Below are 16,554 nucleotides of genomic sequence, written 5' to 3'. Positions count from 1 at the left end.
AATCACGGCCGGGGCGGCCAAGTGGTGGGCACGGAAGGCGGTCGCCTCGCGGCGAAAGGCTCCACAGGGCTTCAGCCGAACGATCTTCCCTGTGGGCGGAGGTTGAGGCCCGGGGACACTGTTCCCTCCGCACCCACGGTCTGTTCAACGGGGAACCACCTGTGAGTGTTCCTGGGCGGGTCGCCGCACGCGGTGATGTGCATCACTTGCCAGTGGTCCAGTCCAGTAGCTTCTCCGCCGACCAGGTCGTCAGCACCCGTTCGGCGGACACCCCGCACTCCTCCGCCCGCGCACAGCCGTTGATCTGCCAGTCGAGCTGACCGGGCGCGTGCGCGTCCGTGTCGATCGAGAACAGCACCCCGGCGTCGACGGCCTTCCGCAGCAGCCGCCTCGGCGGGTCGAGCCGTTCCGGACGGCTGTTGATCTCCACGGCCGTCCCGGACTCGGCACACGCGGCGAACACCTCGTCCGCGTCGAACTCCGACTCCGGCCGCGCGGCACCTCCGTCCCGCCCGATGAGCAGCCGCCCGGTGCAGTGCCCGAGGACGTCCGCGTACGGATTCCGTACGGCGGCCACCATGCGGCGGGTCATGGCGCGGGATTCCATGCGCAGCTTGGAGTGCACGGAGACCACGACAAGGTCGAGCCGCTCCAGCAGCTCCGGTTCCTGGTCCAGCGAGCCGTCGTCGAGGATGTCGCACTCGATGCCGGTGAGCAGCCGGAACGGCGCCCAGGTCTCGTTCAGCGCGGCCACCACGTCCAGCTGCTCGCGCAGCCGCTCCGGGGACAGTCCGCGGGCCACGGTCAACCGGGGCGAGTGGTCGGTCAGCACCGCCCACTCATGGCCGAGCCGGGCCGCCGTACGGCCCATCTCCTCGATCGGGCTGCCGCCGTCCGACCAGTCGGAGTGGAGGTGGCAGTCGCCGCGCAGCAGCGCCCGCAGCTTCTTGCCGCCGGGGCTGGACGGGATCGGGGCCTCGGCCTCCAGTTGCTGCAGATAGGCGGGAACCTGCCCGGAGAGGGCCTCGCGGGCCACCTGTGCGGTCTTCGGGCCGATGCCCTTGAGGGACTCCAGCGTCCCGGCGGCGGCGCGTTCGGCGATCTCGCCGTCGGGGAGTGCCGCCAGGACCCTGGCCGCCGTACGGAAGGCGCGTACGCGGTAGGTCGGGGCCAGGGAGCGTTCCAGCAGGAAGGCGATCCGGTCCAGTGCCTGCACGGGATCCATCGAGCCTCCTCCCGCGAGTGGTCCCCGGACGGAAACCGTGGACCACTCGCGACCGCGTGATGCGTTCTAGGCTCTATTGCATGACCGAAATCGCCAGCCCGCACATCTCGACCCCGCGGATCATGGTGCTCAAGGTGCAGCCCGGTACCCCGCCGTTCCGCATCGTGCAGATCGACGGGGAAATGGTCTGCGAGGCCCGAGGCATCACCGATGTCCTGGAGGTCGCGGCCGTGTGCGGCATCACGGTCCGCGACCTGGACGACCCGGACGTGGTCCGCTGGGTCGGTGGGGACAAGCTCACCTGGTTGCCGCACTAGTCCCTACGGCCTGTGGACTCAGCCGACCGTCCACTTCTGGTTGGCGGCGCCCGAGCAGGTCCAGATCTGCAGCGGCGTGCCGTTCGCGGAGTTGTTGCCGGTCACGTCCAGGCACTTGTTGGCCTGCGGGTTGACGATGTCGTTCGCCGAGCTGACGGCCCACTGCTGGGCGGCGGAGCCGTTGCAGTCGTAGAGCTGGACCTTGGTGCCGTCCGCGGTGCCGCCGGCGTTCACGTCCAGGCACTTGCCGAGCGCGCGGATCGTGCCGTCGGAGCCCACCGTCCACTGCTGGGCGGCGGAGCCGTTGCAGTCGTAGAGCTGGATGGCGGTCCCGTTGGCGGAGCTCGCACCGTTGACGTCGACGCACTTGCCGGCGAGACCCTTGATCGCCACCCCGGTGGCCGTGTTGCTCGTGGTCACCGACACCGAGTCCACCACCAGCTGGGCCGGGAAGGCCGTGGCGCTGTTCGGGTCGCCGGGCCAGTCGCCGCCGACCGCCAGGTTGAGGATCAGGAAGAACGGCTTGTTGAAGGCCCAGGTGTTGCTGCCCACGTCGGCGGGTGTGCGGGTCTGGTAGACGACACCGTCGACCGACCACTTGATCGAGTTGGGCGCCCAGTCGACGGCGAACGTGTGGAAGGCGTCCGCGAAGGCCGCGCCGTTCGCCAGCGTGTAGGCGGCGCCGATGCCGTTCGAGCCGGAGTAGCCGGGGCCGTGGATGGTGCCGTGGATCGTGGAGGGCTCGTAGCCGACGTTCTCCATGACGTCGATCTCACCCGAGTTGGGCCAGCCGACCGAACCGATGTCAGTGCCGAGCATCCAGAACGCGGGCCACATGCCCTGCCCGCGCGGGATCTTCATCCGGGCCTCGACATGCCCGTACTGCGCGCTGAACTTCCCGGAGGTGTTCATCCGGGCCGAGGTGTACTGACAAGTGCCGTACCAACACTGGTAGTTGGCCGGGTTCTCCTTCTTGGCCGTGATCACCAGATGGCCCTGGCCGTCCAGGGCCGCGTTGTTGGTACCGGACGTGTAGTACTCGCGCTCGTGGTTGTTGACGTTGTCGCCGGTCTCCAGTGACCACTTCGAGGAGTTGACGGCACTGCCGGCGGTCCCGTCGAAGGTGTCGGAGAACGTGACGGCGTCGGCCTGGGCGGCCGACGAGGAGACCGCCTGCGCCGGACCGATCGCGGCGGACGCGACCAGTGCGGCGGACAGGGCGGCGAAGAGGCATCTGCGCAGGAGTCGTGGGGAGGCCACGGCATTCCCTTCTGTGCGGCGGACGTGGGGACCGACACGCCGACTGAGGTGGGGGGTGAAAGCGTCGCCTCTTGATTTAAGGAGTGAGATAAGGAGAGCGTCAATACCTTGGTACGGACCAGTAGTTGAATGTTACGGGCCAGTAGTTGATCGTTACGAAGCGGCCTTCGGCGCTTTGGACGCCTTCGCTGGCTTTGTTGTCCTTGCTGCCTTCGCGACGGGCTTCCGCGCGTGCACCGCCCGGCCGAGCCGGCGCCCCAGCAGGACCCAACCGATCAGCGCGCCCGAGGTGTTGAGGATGACGTCGTCGATGTCGAAGGCCCGCCCGGTGATCAGCGCGCCCTGCGCGAACTCCACCAGAAGCATGACGGTCGCCGTCAGTAGCAGCACTTTCAGAATGCCGCGTGCCCGTGGTGCGAACACGGGCACCAGCACCCCGAACGGGATGCCGAGCACCACGTTCCCGCCGATCTGCTTGATGGCGTCCCGCATGGCCGGCTGGTCGAGATAGGCCTTCAGGGAACGGCCCGGGTGCAGATTGGTGTGCACGAGCGCCTTGGACGCGGGGGACGGCTCCAGCGTGAGCTTGGCCAGTACGACGGCGAAGGCCACCATGAGGACGAAGCCGATCAGCATCGCCAACAGACGTACAGGGAGGGACAGTCGATGGCGTCCGCGCTCGGGGCGGGTCGACCTCGAATCGGGCTCCGTCTTCTTGGTGGTGCGCAGGCGCGAGACGGTACGGGCCATGCGGTGGGCCTCCAGTTATTCATGGTTGATCAGTGTCCGGTCAGGCGCTGTACGAGATGTTCACGTTCTTGAAGCCGAGCGAGCCGAGGAGACCCTTGAGCATGTTGGTGGTGTTCGTCTCGGCGCGGGTGGTCAGGCCGCTGGTCTTCGCCGCCTCGGCGATGTGCTTGGAGGCGAGCTTCTGCACGGCCTGCTCGCTGTTGGGGTTGTCGGAGAAGATGTCGCCCAGGCGGTCCAGCAGACCGCGCTGCTTGGAGACCGTGTAGGAGTGGTCCGGGTCCAGCGCGGGCTTGCCGAGCGTCGCGTGCGGCAGCTTGATACTGGCCGACGTGCGGTCGCTGTTGACCGTCACGTCCTGCTTGCCGAGCTTGCCCAGGTCGACATAGCCCTCCACGGTGCCCGCGCCGACGTACAGCGTGCGGGTGCCGCGGATCGCCTGGGGCAGGAACTTGGCGTCCTTCTCCAGGTCCACGACGACCTGGAAGTTGCCGGCGGCCGCGTCGTAACGGCTCATGTCCTGAATGGACTTGAGCAGAGCGGGACCCGAACGGTCGTGGGTCTCGGTGCCGAAGATGTCCCGCAGTCCCGGGAGCACGGCCAGTCGGAGCCCCGCGAACAGCACGGCGATCACAACGACGACGGCGGTGAGCACCTTCGCCCAGCCCGGCATGCGCCGGGTCGTACGGCTGATGGAAGTCGTCATGGGGACGGCCCTCCCTTCCTCTGTATCCGCATGCCCCTCAAATCGCTTGTCAGACCGACCTGTTGGCCGAATGAACCCGCTGACGGGAGCGTGGAGGGCGCACTAGCGTGAAAAGTCACTGTTCCGGCCCGCCAGGAGTCCCGGATGACCGCAGACAGCATTTCCCCGCCGCTTCTCCCCATGCATCTCGTGACCTATCCGGAGTCCGCTCCGCCCCGTCTCGTGACACTGGCCACGGGTACCCCGGTGTGGCTCGTCACCCGGTACGCCGACGTACGGCGGGTGCTCATGGACCCCCGCTTCGACCGGAGTTCGCTGCACGCGAAGGACGCGCCGCCGCTCCTCGTCGTACCGAACATCCTCGACAACCCGGACGGGCTGCTGAACCAGGACGGTGCCGGGCACCAACGGCTGCGCGGCACCGTGCAGCGGGCGTTCACGCCCCGCGCGATCGCCCGGTGGCGGCCCTGGGTGGCCTCGGTGGTCGACGCGCTCCTCGACGACTTCGCCCGGCAGTCGCAACCCGCCGACATCGTCGAGGGGTTCACCTGTCCGCTGCCGGTCTCGGTGATCTGCCGGCTCATGGGGCTCGACCACCTGGAGCGCGACCGCATCCGGAACTGGGCCGACCACGCCCTGTCCGGCGGTGCGCACACGGCGGAGCAGGTCATCGCCGCCATGACCGAGTTCGGGGTGTTCGCCGGCCGGCTGATCGACGAACGGCGCCGGAACCCCGGCGAGGACCTGGTGAGCGCACTGGTGACGGCGGGCGACAGCCTCGGCATCGAGGACCGGCACCTGGTGGCGCTGGTCTGCGGACTCGTCGTCGCCGGACACGAGACCACCATGACCGCGCTCGGCAACATCGTCGTCTACCTCCTCACCGACGGACAGGCGGCCCGGACCGCCCTCGCCGAGAACGAGGAGACGGCCGCGACCGCCGCCGAGCAACTGCTGCGCCACGTGCCGCTCAGCGAGGGCCGCGTGCTGCCCGGGCTGATCCGCCGGGCCGTCGAGGACGTCGAGATCGGCGGGGTGACGATCCCGGCGGGCAGCGTGGTCGCCGTCCAGACCAACTCCGCCAGCCGGGATCCCGACGTCTATCCCGTGGGCCCGCCCGACGTGACCGCCCCGCTGCCGGTACCCGGCGTGATCTTCGGGGCGGGACCCCACCACTGTCTGGGCGCCTGGCTGGCCCGCCTGGAACTCGAACTGGGCCTGCACCGCCTGACCGCCCGATTCCCGCTGCTGCGCGCCGAGTTCACCCCGGACACCATCGAGTGGCGGGAGGGACAACTGACCCGCGGCCCGCTACGGCTGCCCGTGTCCTGGTGAACACCCGCTAGTGCGACCGCAGTTCACGGTCACCGGACGGACGCGACCACCACACCCCCTCACCGTGCGTGAGCCCGCGCAGACTCAGCTCCACCTCGCGCACCCGGCGGGCCGGCAGCTCGCCGGTGATCAGCCAACTGCCGACACCGCCCGTCGCCCCCGCGAACTCGGCGCGGCAGGAGGCGAGTTGGGCGGTCACCGGCGCGAGCGCGTCGAGCGGGACCTCCGCCTCGAACGCGACGTACGGCTCGTAGAGTCGCGTCCGCGCCAGCCGCAGCGCCCGACGCAGCACGATCGGGGTGAGACCGCGGAAGTCGGCCGCCGTGCTGATCGGGGCGGCGTACCCGGAGCGGGTGAGGGTTACCCGGTAGTCCGTGACGGGTGCGCCCTCCAGTCCGCTGAGCAGCGTCGCGTGGACCGTGTCCTCGATGGCCTGGTGGAACGCGCGGGGGAGGGCGCCGAGTTCGGTCTCGTAGCCGAAGACCCCGCCGGAGCCGCGCTCTCCCGGTTCGACGCGCAGCCCGATCGTGGCCCAGTAGTGGGTGTGGTCGTGCCACGGGAACTCGTCGCAGGCCTCGCCGGTCCCGGCCGGGCGTTCCAGGAACCGCACCCGGCTCGGTTCGAAGTCGGCCTCGACGCCGAAGTCCTGGACGAGGGTCGCCGCGATGACCTCCTTCTGTACCTCGCCGTACAGGAGCAGCACGGTCGCCCCGGAGGCGGCCGGCCGCGCGTGCAGCAGCGGGTCCTGGTCGGCCAGGGTCAGCAGCGCCGAGCGCAGCGCCGCCGCCTGCTCGGGGCGCCGGGCCCGTACGACGGTCTCCAGGGTCGGCGGCGCGAACTGCGGTGCCCGCTCGGTGAGTTCACCGAGCCGGTCGCCGACCCGGATGTCCTTCGGGCCGGTCAGCGCCCCGATGTTCCCGGCGGTGAGCGGGCCCGGTCGGCCGATCACCTCGAGACGCGTGACCCGTCCGGAGATCTCGACGGCCCGTCCGTCCGCCCCGTGCCGGCGGAACGTGAGCCGCTGCTGCGGGGCCACCTCACCGTCGTAGAGCCGCAGATACGCCGTCCGTTCGCGGCCGGGACCGGGGCGCACCGCGAACACTGTGCCCCTCGGTGTGCCCGGGCCGGTGACCGAGGGCGGGATCAACCGGATCAGGTGGTCGACGAGTTCGGTGACGCCCTGGCCGCCGAGGGCCGAACCGAAGAGGAGGGGGTGGATCGAGCCTTCGGCGGTGCGGGCGGCGAGGCTCTTGCTCAGGTCGTCCGGGGTCGGGGACGGGCCGTCGACGACTGCCGCGAGGATGGCCGGGTCGACGTCGGCAAGTGCCTCGGCCAGCTCCGGGTCGCCGGGCGGGCGGGGCAGCACGCGGGCGCCGGGTGTGCCGAGGCCCGTCACGTCCGTGAGCGGGACGACGTGCGGGGTCAGCCGGCGTCGGATGTCCGCGAGCAACTCTTCGGCGCGGGCGCCCGCGCGGTCGATCTTGTTGACGAAGACGAGCGTGGGCAGCCGTAGCCGTCGCAGGGTTCGCATCAGGACGCGGGTCTGCGCCTGGACGCCTTCCACGGCGGACAGCAGCAGGACGGCGCCGTCGAGCACCTCCAGGGCGCGCTCGACCTCCGCGATGAAGTCCGAGTGGCCGGGGGTGTCGATCAGGTTGATCTGGGTGTCGCCGGACGTGAACGCGGCGACGGCCGAACGGATCGTGATCCCGCGCTGCCGCTCGATCGCGCCGTCGTCCGTACGGGTGTCACCGGCGTCGACGCTGCCGAGCCGGTCGATCGCGCCGTGGTCGAACAGCAGCCGCTCGGTGAGGCTGGTCTTACCGGCGTCGACGTGGGCCAGAATTCCGATGTTCAGGGTGTGCATGCGTGGTCGAGTCCTCGAGAACCGTCGTCCAGTGGGGAAGCTGGTGGATTCCGAGGAGTCGGCGCATCTGGGGCTCCTGACATGCGGGGGAGTGCGGACGCCGTCATCATGGCCTGCGGGAGTGGGCGGTACGCAACCCGTTTTCGCGGGTCAGTAGCATGAGGCACGGCCGGGAATGATCATGCGAGGAGCAGCAGATCGTGCGAGACATCGCCGTGTTCAGCGGGAGTGCCCATCCCGAGTTGGCCAAGGAGGTCTGCGCGCATCTCGGTGTTCCGCTCAGTCCCACCCGGGTCAGCCGGTTCGCCAACGACTGCCTGGAGGTACAGCTCCAGGCCAACTGCCGGGAACGGGACGTCTTCCTGATCCAGCCGCTCGTCAAGCCCGTCCAGGAGAACCTGGTCGAGCTGCTGCTGATGAGCGACGCGGCGCGCGGCGCCTCCGCCGGACGGATCACCGTCGTCATGCCGCACTACTCCTACGCCCGCTCCGACAAGAAGGACGCCCCGCGCATCTCGCTCGGCGGACGGCTGGTCGCCGACCTGATGGTGGCGGCGGGCGCGAGCCGCGTTCTGGCCATGACCCTGCACTCGCCGCAGGTGCACGGCTTCTTCTCGGTGCCGGTCGACCATCTGCACGCGCTGCGCGAACTGGCCGCGCACTTCCGGCAGTACGACCTCTCCCGCACCACCGTCGTCTCCCCGGACCTCGGCAACGCCAAGGAGGCCGCCGCGTTCGCCCGGCTGATCGGCGCCCAGGTGGCGGCCGGCGCCAAGCAGCGGTACGCGGACGACCGGGTCGTCATCAGCTCCGTCATCGGTGAGATCGCCGACCGGGACGTCATCGTCCTGGACGACGAGATCGCTAAGGGCAGCACCGTCCTCGAACTCCTGGACCGGCTACGGGACTTGGGGCCGCGCTCGATCCGAGTGGCCTGTACGCACGGCCTGTTCGCGTCCGGCGCGCTGAAGCGGATCGGGGAGCAGCCCGACGTACTGGAGATCGTCTGCACCAACACCGTGCCGGTGCCCGAGGAGGAGCGCACCGAGAAGCTGCGCATCCTGTCCATCGCCCCGGCGCTCGCCGAGGCCGTACGCCGCATTCACAACGGTGAGTCCGTCAGCGCCCTGTTCGACGCGCCGCCGAACGAATAGACATGAGGGGACGGAGCAACGCTCGGCATCACCGAGGTGATCAGGAGGACTCGCCGTGGCGAAGGCGAAGTTCGAGCGGACCAAACCCCATGTGAACGTCGGCACGATCGGTCACATCGACCACGGCAAGACCACCCTCACGGCGGCCATCACGAAGGTGCTGCACGACCGGTTCCCCGACCTCAACCCCTTCACGCCGTTCGACCAGATCGACAAGGCGCCCGAGGAACGACAGCGCGGCATCACCATCTCGATCGCCCATGTCGAGTACCAGACCGAACACCGGCACTACGCGCACGTCGACTGCCCCGGGCACGCCGACTACATCAAGAACATGATCACCGGTGCCGCCCAGATGGACGGCGCGATCCTGGTCGTCGCGGCCACCGACGGACCCATGCCGCAGACCAAGGAACACGTGCTGCTGGCCCGGCAGGTCGGCGTGCCGTACATCGTCGTCGCCCTCAACAAGACGGACATGGTCGACGACGAGGAGATCCTGGAACTGGTCGAGCTGGAGGTGCGGGAGCTGCTCACCGAGTACGAGTTCCCCGGCGACGACCTCCCGGTGGTCAAGGTGTCCGCGCTCAAGGCCCTCGAAGGGGACCCCGAGTGGACCGCCTCGGTGCTCGAACTCCTGGACGCCGTCGACGAGTTCGTGCCGCAACCGGTGCGGGACGTGGACCGGCCGTTCCTGCTGCCGATCGAGGACGTCTTCACCATCACCGGCCGCGGCACGGTCGTCACCGGGCGGATCGAGCGCGGGGTGCTGAAGGTCAACAACGAGGTGGAGATCATCGGCATCCACCCGCAGAAGACGAAGACGACCGTCACCGGCATCGAGATGTTCCGCAAGCTCCTCGACGAGGGCCGGGCCGGCGAGAACGTCGGACTGCTGCTGCGCGGGGTGAAGCGCGAGGACGTGGAGCGCGGCCAGGTCGTCATCAAGCCCGGATCGGTCACCCCGCACGTGGAGTTCGAGGCCCGCGCCTACATCCTCTCCAAGGACGAGGGCGGCCGGCACACGCCCTTCTTCCACAACTACCGGCCGCAGTTCTACTTCCGCACGACGGACGTGACCGGTGTGGTGACCCTGCCGAAGGGCACCGAGATGGTCATGCCGGGCGACAACACGACGATGCACGTCGAGCTGATCCAACCCATCGCGATGGAGGAGGGGTTGAAGTTCGCGATCCGTGAGGGCGGCCGGACGGTCGGGGCCGGTCAGGTCACCAAGATCCTCAAGTAGCCCTGCCCGCACGGGACATCACGGCGGATTGCTGCAGATCGCGGCTCATAACGTGCCGGACGTGGCCTCGGGCTGCCCCAGGGCCGCGTCCAGCGTCGCCTGCGGCGGCAGCAGCCGATTCAGGCCGGTGACCCGCAGGATGCGCAGGGTCAGCGGATGGGTGCAGACGAGATGCAGCCGACCGTCCCGGTCGAGTACCCGCTGCCGCGCCCGGTAGAGCAGGCGCAGCCCGGAGCAGTCGAAAAACTCGATCTGCCGGAGATCGATCACGATCCGCGCGCCCGGTCGTCCCGTCACCCGGTCCAGGGACGGGAGGATCTCCGTCGCCGCGGCGATGTCGATCTCCCCGCGGAACTCCAGGACCGTGAACCCACGGTCCTGGTGGATGCGCAGATGCCGGGTGAGCGGCGCGGGTTCCTGCTGCACGACCACATCGCCTCCAACCGGCCCTCGGTGAAGCGGGGTTGAGCGCAAAACCGTTCCCCGCCCTGAAAGTTACCCTCGATGGAGTGAATTTGAGCATGTTCGATTGACATATGTCTTCGAATCGAGCCAGAGCTTTCTGAGATGTTCGGCGCAGCCGCGCACCGGCGCACGCCCGGGCCTACGACAGGGCGTGCCAGGCCTTGGAAAGTGCCTGGCGGAACTGCTCGCCCTGGTGTGCCGTGAGTTCGCCCACCATCCGCTCCTCCAGCTCCCGCACCGGCTCGGCGCAGCCCGCCAGCAGCTCGCGCCCCTCGTCGGTCAGCAGGATCAGCAGCTCGCGCCGGTTGCGCGGATTGCGTTCCCGGCGGATCAGTCCGCGGCCCTCCAGGGAGCGCACGAGGTCGGCGATGGACTGGGCGGTGACGAAGGAATCGCGGGCCAGCTGCGCCGCGGACAGACCGTCGTGTCGCTCCAGGACCGTCAGCGCGGTGTACTGGAGTGCGGTGATCCCGTACGGCCTGACCAGCTCGTCCAGGCGTGAGCGGACGACCAGCTCCACCTGCTTGACCATGTACAGCAGGGACGGGGGTGCCTTCGTCGCGTGCGTGCCGACCAGGGATTCAGCCATGGATTCACCCTAGAGCATTGACAGGAAACCTGTCTGTAACGAGACTGCGGACCAGACGAGAAACCAACAGGAATCCTGTTGGTTGAAATCTTGGCAACGATGCTGAGGAGTGGCGATGACCGCCTTCGAGATCGAACCCGGCCGCCTGTTCGTCGGGGGTCAGTGGCGCGAGGCCGCCGACGGAGCGCGCACCGAGGTGGTCGACCCGTCCCGGGGCCGGGTCGTGACCACGGTCGCGGAGGCGGGCCCCGCCGACGTCGACGCGGCCGTCCGTGCCGCCCGCGAGGCCTTCGACAGCGGCCGCTGGTCCGGGCTCAGCGGCCGTGAACGCGGCCGGATCCTGCACCGCGTCGCCGAACTCATCCGCGAGAACGCCGACGAACTCGCCCACCTGGAGAGCCTCGACGTAGGCAAGCCCATCACTTTGTGCCACGCCGTCGACGTCACCAACGCGGCCAACGACTACGAGCACTACGCCGCCCTCGCCTTCTCCCTCGACGGCGCCACCCGCGACACCCCGCTCAACGCCCTCGCCTACACCAAGCGCGAGCCGCTCGGCGTGGTCGCCGCGATCACCCCCTTCAACTTCCCGCTGATTCTGGCCGGTTCGAAACTCGCTCCCGCCCTCGCGGCCGGCAACACCGTGGTCCACAAGCCCGCCGACGAGACCCCGCTCAGCGCCCTGTACATGGCCGGGCTGCTCCAGCGGGCCGGCGTCCCGGACGGTGTCGTCAACGTCGTGACCGGTACCGGCCCGGTCGCCGGCGAGGCCCTGCTGCGACACGCGGGCGTCGACAAGATCGCCTTCACCGGCTCCACCGCCGTAGGCCGGCACGCCGCGAGCGTCGCCGGCGAGAACCTCAAGCCCGTCACCATGGAACTCGGCGGCAACGCGGCCCACATCGTCTTCGAGGACGCCGACCTGGAGAAGGCCGTCGGCGCGGTCATCAAGGGCTTCGTCTTCAACACCGGCCAGTTCTGCATGGGCGGCCCCCGCCTGCTGGTCGCCCGCCCCGTCTACAGCACGCTCCTCAACATCCTTGCCGACGCGGTCCCCGGCGTACCGCTCGGCGACCCCCGGCTGCCCGAGACCGTCGTGGGCCCGATGGCGGGGGAGAAGCACCTGCGGAAGGTCGAGGAATACGTCGACCTGGCCCGCAAGGAGGGCGCCCGCATCGTCTGCGGCGGCGAGCGCCTCGACCTGGACGGCGGCTACTACTACAAACCCACCGTCATCGCCGACCTCGCCAACGACTCCCGAGTGATCCAGGAGGAGATCTTCGGCCCGGTCCTCACCATGCAGCCCTTCGACACAGAGGACGAGGCCGTCGAACTCGCCAACTCCACCCCCTACGGCCTTGCTTCGGGCGTCCAGACCGGCAACCTCGCCCGCGCACACCGCATCGCCGACCGGCTCCAGGCGGGCATCGTCTGGGTCAACGACTGGGCGATGCTCGACCCCAACATCCCCTTCGGCGGCGTCAAGGACTCCGGCTTCGGCCGCGAGTACGGCCCCGAGGGCCTCGCCGCCTACACCCGGACCAAGTCCGTCGTCGTCTCGCTCGACTGACCACCCTTCACCTCGACTGACCACGTCCATCAAGGAGTTCGTACGATGTCCACCACCACGCGCGCGGCCGTCGTCGAGTCGGGCGGCGCACCGTTCACCCTCACCGACGTCGAGCTGGCCGAGCCGGGACCGCACGAGGCGCTGGTCCGGGTCGTCGCAACAGGCCTGTGCCACACGGATCTTGGAGTGGCGAGCGGCGGACTGCCCTTCCCGCTCCCCGGAGTTCTCGGTCACGAGGGCGCAGGTGTCGTCGAGGAGGTCGGTTCCGCCGTCACCGGTGTCGCACCCGGCGACCATGTCGTGCTGTCCTTCACGTCCTGCGGCGACTGCCGCAACTGCCAGGGCGGGCACCCCGCCTACTGTGCGACCTGGCTGCCGTTGAACCTCATCGGCGGTCGCCGCGCCGACGGCAGCAGCACCATCAGCCGCGACGGGGAGCCACTCGGCGGGCACTTCTTCGGCCAATCCTCGTTCGCCGAGCGGGCGTTGGTCGACGAACGCAGCCTCGTCAAGGTCGACCCGGATGTGCCGCTGGAGTCGATCGCCCCGCTGGGCTGCGGAGTCCAGACGGGAGTCGGCGCCGTCTGGAACGTACTCGAGCCGCGACTCGGTGACACGGTTGTGGTGCTCGGCGCCGGGGCGGTGGGCCTGTCGGCGGTGATGGCCGCCGCGCTCACTCCGGCCACCCGGATCATCGCCGTCGACCGGGTCGCCGAACGCCTGTCCCTGGCAAAGGAGTTGGGGGCCACCCACACCGTCAACGCGGCCGAGGGCGACCTCGGTGAGACCCTCGCGGTACTGACCGACGGCCGGGGCGCCGACGGCATCGTCGAGACCACCGGCAACGTCGGCGTCCTCCGCCAGGGCGCCGACGCGCTCGCAGCCCGGGGCACCCTGGTCGTCGTAGGGGCGCCGCCGTTCGGGAGCGAAGTCGCCCTGGACGTCAACGGGTTGATCCCCGGGAAGCGAATCGTGGGACTCACTCTCGGCGACAGCGAGACGCAGAGCTTCATCCCCGCGCTCGTGCAGCTGGTGAAGGAGGGTCGGCTCCCGCTGCACCGCCTGATCAGCACCTATCCGTTCGCGGACATCGACCAGGCGGTGCGGGACATGAGCGCGGGCAAGGCCATCAAGCCGGTGCTCACTTTCTGACCCACTGGCCCGTGCTCACCTTCTGAATCACCAACCCCGCTCACCTTCCGACCTGTTCGTTCAGTCGACCGTCAGCACCAGCTTGCCCACGGTGCGGCCGGTGCCGCCGAGCGCGTGTGCCTCGGCGGCGTCGGCCAGCGGGAACGCCCCGGCGATCGTCGCGCGCAGCTTGCCCGCCTCGACGAGTTCCGCGATCGCCTGCATGTCGGCGCGGTCGGCGTCGACGAGCATCCGGACCGCCCGCACCCCGAGCCGCTCGGCCTCCTCGTAGAAGTCCGCCTTGCCCATCGGCACGATGGAGACCACGATCCCGCCCGGACGCAGCACCCGCAGCGACTTGAGCGCGGTCTCGCCGCCGAGCATGTCCAGGACGACATCAACGTCCTTCACGGCCTCGGCGAAGTCGGTCTCCTGGTAGTCGATCGCCTCGTCGACGCCGAGTTCGCGCAGGAAGTCGTGCTTGCCCGCGCTCGCCGTGCCGATCACATACGCGCCGCGCGCCTTGGCGATCTGCACGGCCACATGCCCGACCCCGCCGGCCGCCGCGTGGATCAGCACCCGCTGGCCCGGCTGGACATCCGCGTTCTCCACCAGGGCCTGCCACGCGGTCAGCGCGACCAGGGGCAGCGCGCCCGCCTGGACGTGGTCGACCCCGGCCGGCATGTGGACGAAGAAGCGGGCTGGAGCGGCGACGTACTCGGCGTGCGAGCCGTGGCCCCACGGGTAGGACAGCATCCCGAAGACCTCGTCGCCGGCCTTGAAGCGGGCGACGCCGACACCCACGGCCTCGACGACACCGGAGACGTCCCAGCCTAGGACGAACGGGGGCTCGCCGAGGAATCCGCCGGTGGCGCGGTGCTTCCAGTCGGTGGGGTTGATCCCGGCGGCACGCACCCGGATCAGGATCTCGTTGGCCCGGGGCAAGGGCCGCTCCACCTCGACGACTTCGAGGACCTCGGGACCGCCGAGGACGTGCTGACTGATGGCTCGCATGGTGTTCACAGTGCTCATGGTCAATCAGCCTGCCGGGCCCCGCACGACAAGAAAATGGCACGATGGCCAACCTTCGATAGAATCGTGCCATGCAGCATGTGGAACGGGTCGTGGTCCTGGCGCTCGACGGCGTCTACCCCTTCGAGCTGGGCATCCCCAGCCGTATCTTCGGCGCCGCCGACGGCCGCTACGAGGTACTGACCTGCACCGTCGACGGCCGTCCGGTGCGCACCAACGCCGACTTCTCGGTCGCGGTGGAGCACGGCCCGGAGATCCTCGAGACGGCGGACACGGTCGTGGTCGCCTCCATGGCGACCCCGCGCATCCCCTCCGGGCTGCCCGTCGAGATCGCCGATGCCCTCGCCCGGATCCGCCCCGACGCGCGGATCGTCTCGATCTGCACGGCCGCCTTCGTGCTCGCCGCCGCCGGTCTCCTCGACGGCCGCCGCGCCACCACCCACTGGCAGGTCGTCGACCGCTTCCGGGCCCTGTATCCGCAGGTCGACCTGGACCCGGACGTGCTCTTCGTCCAGGACGGCCGGATGCTCACGTCCGCAGGCGCGGCCTCGGGAGTCGACATCTGCCTGCACATCGTGCGCACGGACCACGGCAGCGAACTCGCCAACGCGGTCGCCCGCAGCTGCGTCGTCCCGCCGTTCCGCGACGGAGGCCAGGCCCAGTACATCCAGCAGCCGGTGCCGGACTGCGGGGTCACCAGCACGGCCGCCACCCGCGACTGGGCCCTTACCCACCTCGACGAACCCCTCGCCCTGAACGACCTCGCCCGCCACGCCGGCATGAGCCTGCGCACTTTCGCTCGCCGCTTCAACGACGAGGTGGGCCTCAGCCCCGGCCGCTGGCTGATCCAGCAGCGGGTGGCCCGCGCCCGCGATCTGCTGGAGGCCAGTGACCTGTCGGTCGACCAGATCGCCGGCCGCGTCGGCTTCGCGACGGGCGCGTCCCTGCGGCAGCACCTGCACGCGGCGATCGGGGTCTCCCCGCAGGCGTATCGGCGTACGTTCCAGGAAGCCCGCTGATCCCCAACGTTTTGGCCCGCCCGTGCGTCGTAGGAACAAGATGTGAGGGGGTAGGGCATGCGCAGAGGGTTCGCGTTGGTCGCCGTGCTGGTGGCCGTGACCGCGGTGGGATGTGGCAGCGAGGACGGGGGAGACGTCGTGGTCGCGGGCACGGCCCCGGCCAAGCCCTATGACGGGCCGCTGTACGTACCGGCCAGTGGCTCCGACAAGTCGGGTGCCGCCGGCCGTGCGCTGGAGTGCGACGGGAAGATGTACGAGGGCGGCGGCGCCGACGCGTGGAGCAAGGGCGACGGCGGCAAGACCCCGGAGGGCGGCCTGCGGGCGTACTTCGACATGCAGCAGCCGGACGTGCCGCGCACGGGCTACCGCGTCGAGCGCGAGGAGAGCGGGCGGGTCCTGTTCTCCTACGACGTCGGCGGCCGTACGAAGGTCGCCGTCGTCGTCGCCAAGGACGGGAAGAACAGGCCGGGTTGGGGCCCGGAGAGCAGCGCCTCCTGCGACCCGGCCGAACTCCCGGCGAGCTTCGCCGAGGCGCACGGATACGAGATCTGGACCGACAAGGACGGCAAGCGGGTGCCGACCACGGTGGTGAGCAGCTCGGTCGGGGCCGCGCACTGCGACTGGCAGAAGGCGCATTTCCTGCAGACCGGTGAAGGCAGGAAGGGCAGGCTGTACGCCCGCGATCCCGACAAGGTGCTGCCGTCCGAGATGCTCACCGCCCCCTACGACGGTGACGTCCGCATGCCGGCGAGTGCCCGCGACACCGGATACCGCTACCAGGACTGGCAGTTGTGGCTCACGGCCGACGCGTCGAAGGCGTACGTCCGCACGCCGGACGGCGTGGAGGCGTGGCCCGCGGTCAAGGACGGCACGGGCTGCCTCTGAGCC

General features: G+C 69.7%; 16 protein-coding genes. 8 read left to right on the top strand and 8 right to left on the bottom strand.

Going from position 1 to position 16,554, the window contains the following annotated elements; all coding sequences use genetic code 11:
* Positions 1–202 precede the first annotated feature (202 nt).
* The gene (locus OO70_RS15540) at positions 203–1,225 is read right to left on the bottom strand and encodes a PHP domain-containing protein (RefSeq protein WP_043670327.1); all 1,023 of its coding nucleotides are present in this window, start codon (positions 1,223–1,225) and stop codon (positions 203–205) included.
* An 80-nt stretch (positions 1,226–1,305) separates the two neighbouring features.
* On the opposite strand from OO70_RS15540, the gene OO70_RS15535 reads away from it, so the two are divergent.
* Positions 1,306–1,542: a hypothetical protein gene (locus tag OO70_RS15535; RefSeq protein WP_043670324.1), complete on the top strand. Its 237-nt coding sequence runs from the start codon at positions 1,306–1,308 to the stop codon at positions 1,540–1,542.
* A gap of 18 nt (positions 1,543–1,560) precedes the next feature.
* Here OO70_RS15535 and OO70_RS15530 read toward each other — a convergent pair whose 3' ends face one another.
* From OO70_RS15530 to OO70_RS15520, 3 genes are all read right to left on the bottom strand, one after another.
* Complete coding sequence (locus tag OO70_RS15530) at positions 1,561–2,802, bottom strand: glycoside hydrolase family 16 protein (RefSeq protein ID WP_043670321.1); 1,242 nt, start codon at positions 2,800–2,802, stop codon at positions 1,561–1,563.
* Between the two features lie 153 nt (positions 2,803–2,955).
* Positions 2,956–3,552, bottom strand: a complete 597-nt coding sequence (locus OO70_RS15525) for a VanZ family protein (protein WP_043670318.1) — start codon at positions 3,550–3,552, stop codon at positions 2,956–2,958.
* Between the two features lie 40 nt (positions 3,553–3,592).
* The gene (locus OO70_RS15520; protein WP_043670315.1) at positions 3,593–4,255 is read right to left on the bottom strand and encodes a DUF4230 domain-containing protein; all 663 of its coding nucleotides are present in this window, start codon (positions 4,253–4,255) and stop codon (positions 3,593–3,595) included.
* A 144-nt stretch (positions 4,256–4,399) separates the two neighbouring features.
* Here OO70_RS15520 and OO70_RS15515 point away from each other — a divergent pair, with 144 nt between their 5' ends.
* Positions 4,400–5,590 (top strand): cytochrome P450, encoded by a 1,191-nt coding sequence (locus tag OO70_RS15515; RefSeq protein WP_043670312.1) that lies wholly within the window; start codon positions 4,400–4,402, stop codon positions 5,588–5,590.
* Between the two features lie 7 nt (positions 5,591–5,597).
* Here the strand turns inward: OO70_RS15515 and otr(A) are convergent, their stop codons facing one another.
* Positions 5,598–7,457 carry a tetracycline resistance ribosomal protection protein Otr(A) gene (otr(A), locus tag OO70_RS15510; RefSeq protein WP_043670310.1) on the bottom strand — a complete coding sequence of 620 codons (1,860 nt, stop codon included), beginning with the start codon at positions 7,455–7,457 and terminating at the stop codon, positions 5,598–5,600.
* A 200-nt stretch (positions 7,458–7,657) separates the two neighbouring features.
* On the opposite strand from otr(A), the gene OO70_RS15505 reads away from it, so the two are divergent.
* Complete coding sequence (locus OO70_RS15505; protein WP_043670307.1) at positions 7,658–8,611, top strand: ribose-phosphate diphosphokinase; 954 nt, start codon at positions 7,658–7,660, stop codon at positions 8,609–8,611.
* A gap of 55 nt (positions 8,612–8,666) precedes the next feature.
* A complete protein-coding gene (gene tuf / locus OO70_RS15500) occupies positions 8,667–9,860 on the top strand; it encodes an elongation factor Tu (RefSeq protein WP_043670303.1) in 1,194 nt (397 codons plus the stop codon).
* Between the two features lie 45 nt (positions 9,861–9,905).
* Here the strand turns inward: tuf and OO70_RS15495 are convergent, their stop codons facing one another.
* Positions 9,906–10,286: an anti-sigma factor antagonist gene (locus tag OO70_RS15495; RefSeq protein WP_234336849.1), complete on the bottom strand. Its 381-nt coding sequence runs from the start codon at positions 10,284–10,286 to the stop codon at positions 9,906–9,908.
* Positions 10,287–10,464: 178 nt separating this feature from the next.
* Positions 10,465–10,914 carry a MarR family winged helix-turn-helix transcriptional regulator gene (locus OO70_RS15490; RefSeq protein WP_407702776.1) on the bottom strand — a complete coding sequence of 150 codons (450 nt, stop codon included), beginning with the start codon at positions 10,912–10,914 and terminating at the stop codon, positions 10,465–10,467.
* 115 nt (positions 10,915–11,029) lie between these two features.
* Here OO70_RS15490 and OO70_RS15485 point away from each other — a divergent pair, with 115 nt between their 5' ends.
* Positions 11,030–12,484, top strand: a complete 1,455-nt coding sequence (locus OO70_RS15485; RefSeq protein ID WP_043670296.1) for an aldehyde dehydrogenase family protein — start codon at positions 11,030–11,032, stop codon at positions 12,482–12,484.
* A 45-nt stretch (positions 12,485–12,529) separates the two neighbouring features.
* Positions 12,530–13,636: an NAD(P)-dependent alcohol dehydrogenase gene (locus tag OO70_RS15480; RefSeq protein ID WP_043670293.1), complete on the top strand. Its 1,107-nt coding sequence runs from the start codon at positions 12,530–12,532 to the stop codon at positions 13,634–13,636.
* Between the two features lie 60 nt (positions 13,637–13,696).
* On the opposite strand, the gene OO70_RS15475 is transcribed toward OO70_RS15480, so the two are convergent.
* Positions 13,697–14,647, bottom strand: coding sequence for an NADP-dependent oxidoreductase (locus OO70_RS15475; protein WP_043670290.1), 951 nt, complete (start codon positions 14,645–14,647; stop codon positions 13,697–13,699).
* Between the two features lie 71 nt (positions 14,648–14,718).
* On the opposite strand from OO70_RS15475, the gene OO70_RS15470 reads away from it, so the two are divergent.
* Entirely contained in the window at positions 14,719–15,666 is a 948-nt protein-coding gene (locus OO70_RS15470; protein ID WP_043670287.1) for a GlxA family transcriptional regulator, read from the top strand.
* Between the two features lie 57 nt (positions 15,667–15,723).
* The gene (locus tag OO70_RS15465) at positions 15,724–16,551 is read left to right on the top strand and encodes a hypothetical protein (protein ID WP_043670284.1); all 828 of its coding nucleotides are present in this window, start codon (positions 15,724–15,726) and stop codon (positions 16,549–16,551) included.
* Positions 16,552–16,554 lie beyond the last annotated feature (3 nt).

It is taken from the genome of Streptomyces xylophagus (assembly GCF_000716435.1).
Lineage (GTDB): Bacteria > Actinomycetota > Actinomycetes > Streptomycetales > Streptomycetaceae > Streptomyces > Streptomyces xylophagus.
The sequence above is the reverse complement of the archived record's forward strand: the minus strand, read 5'-3'. Positions and strand labels throughout refer to the sequence as shown.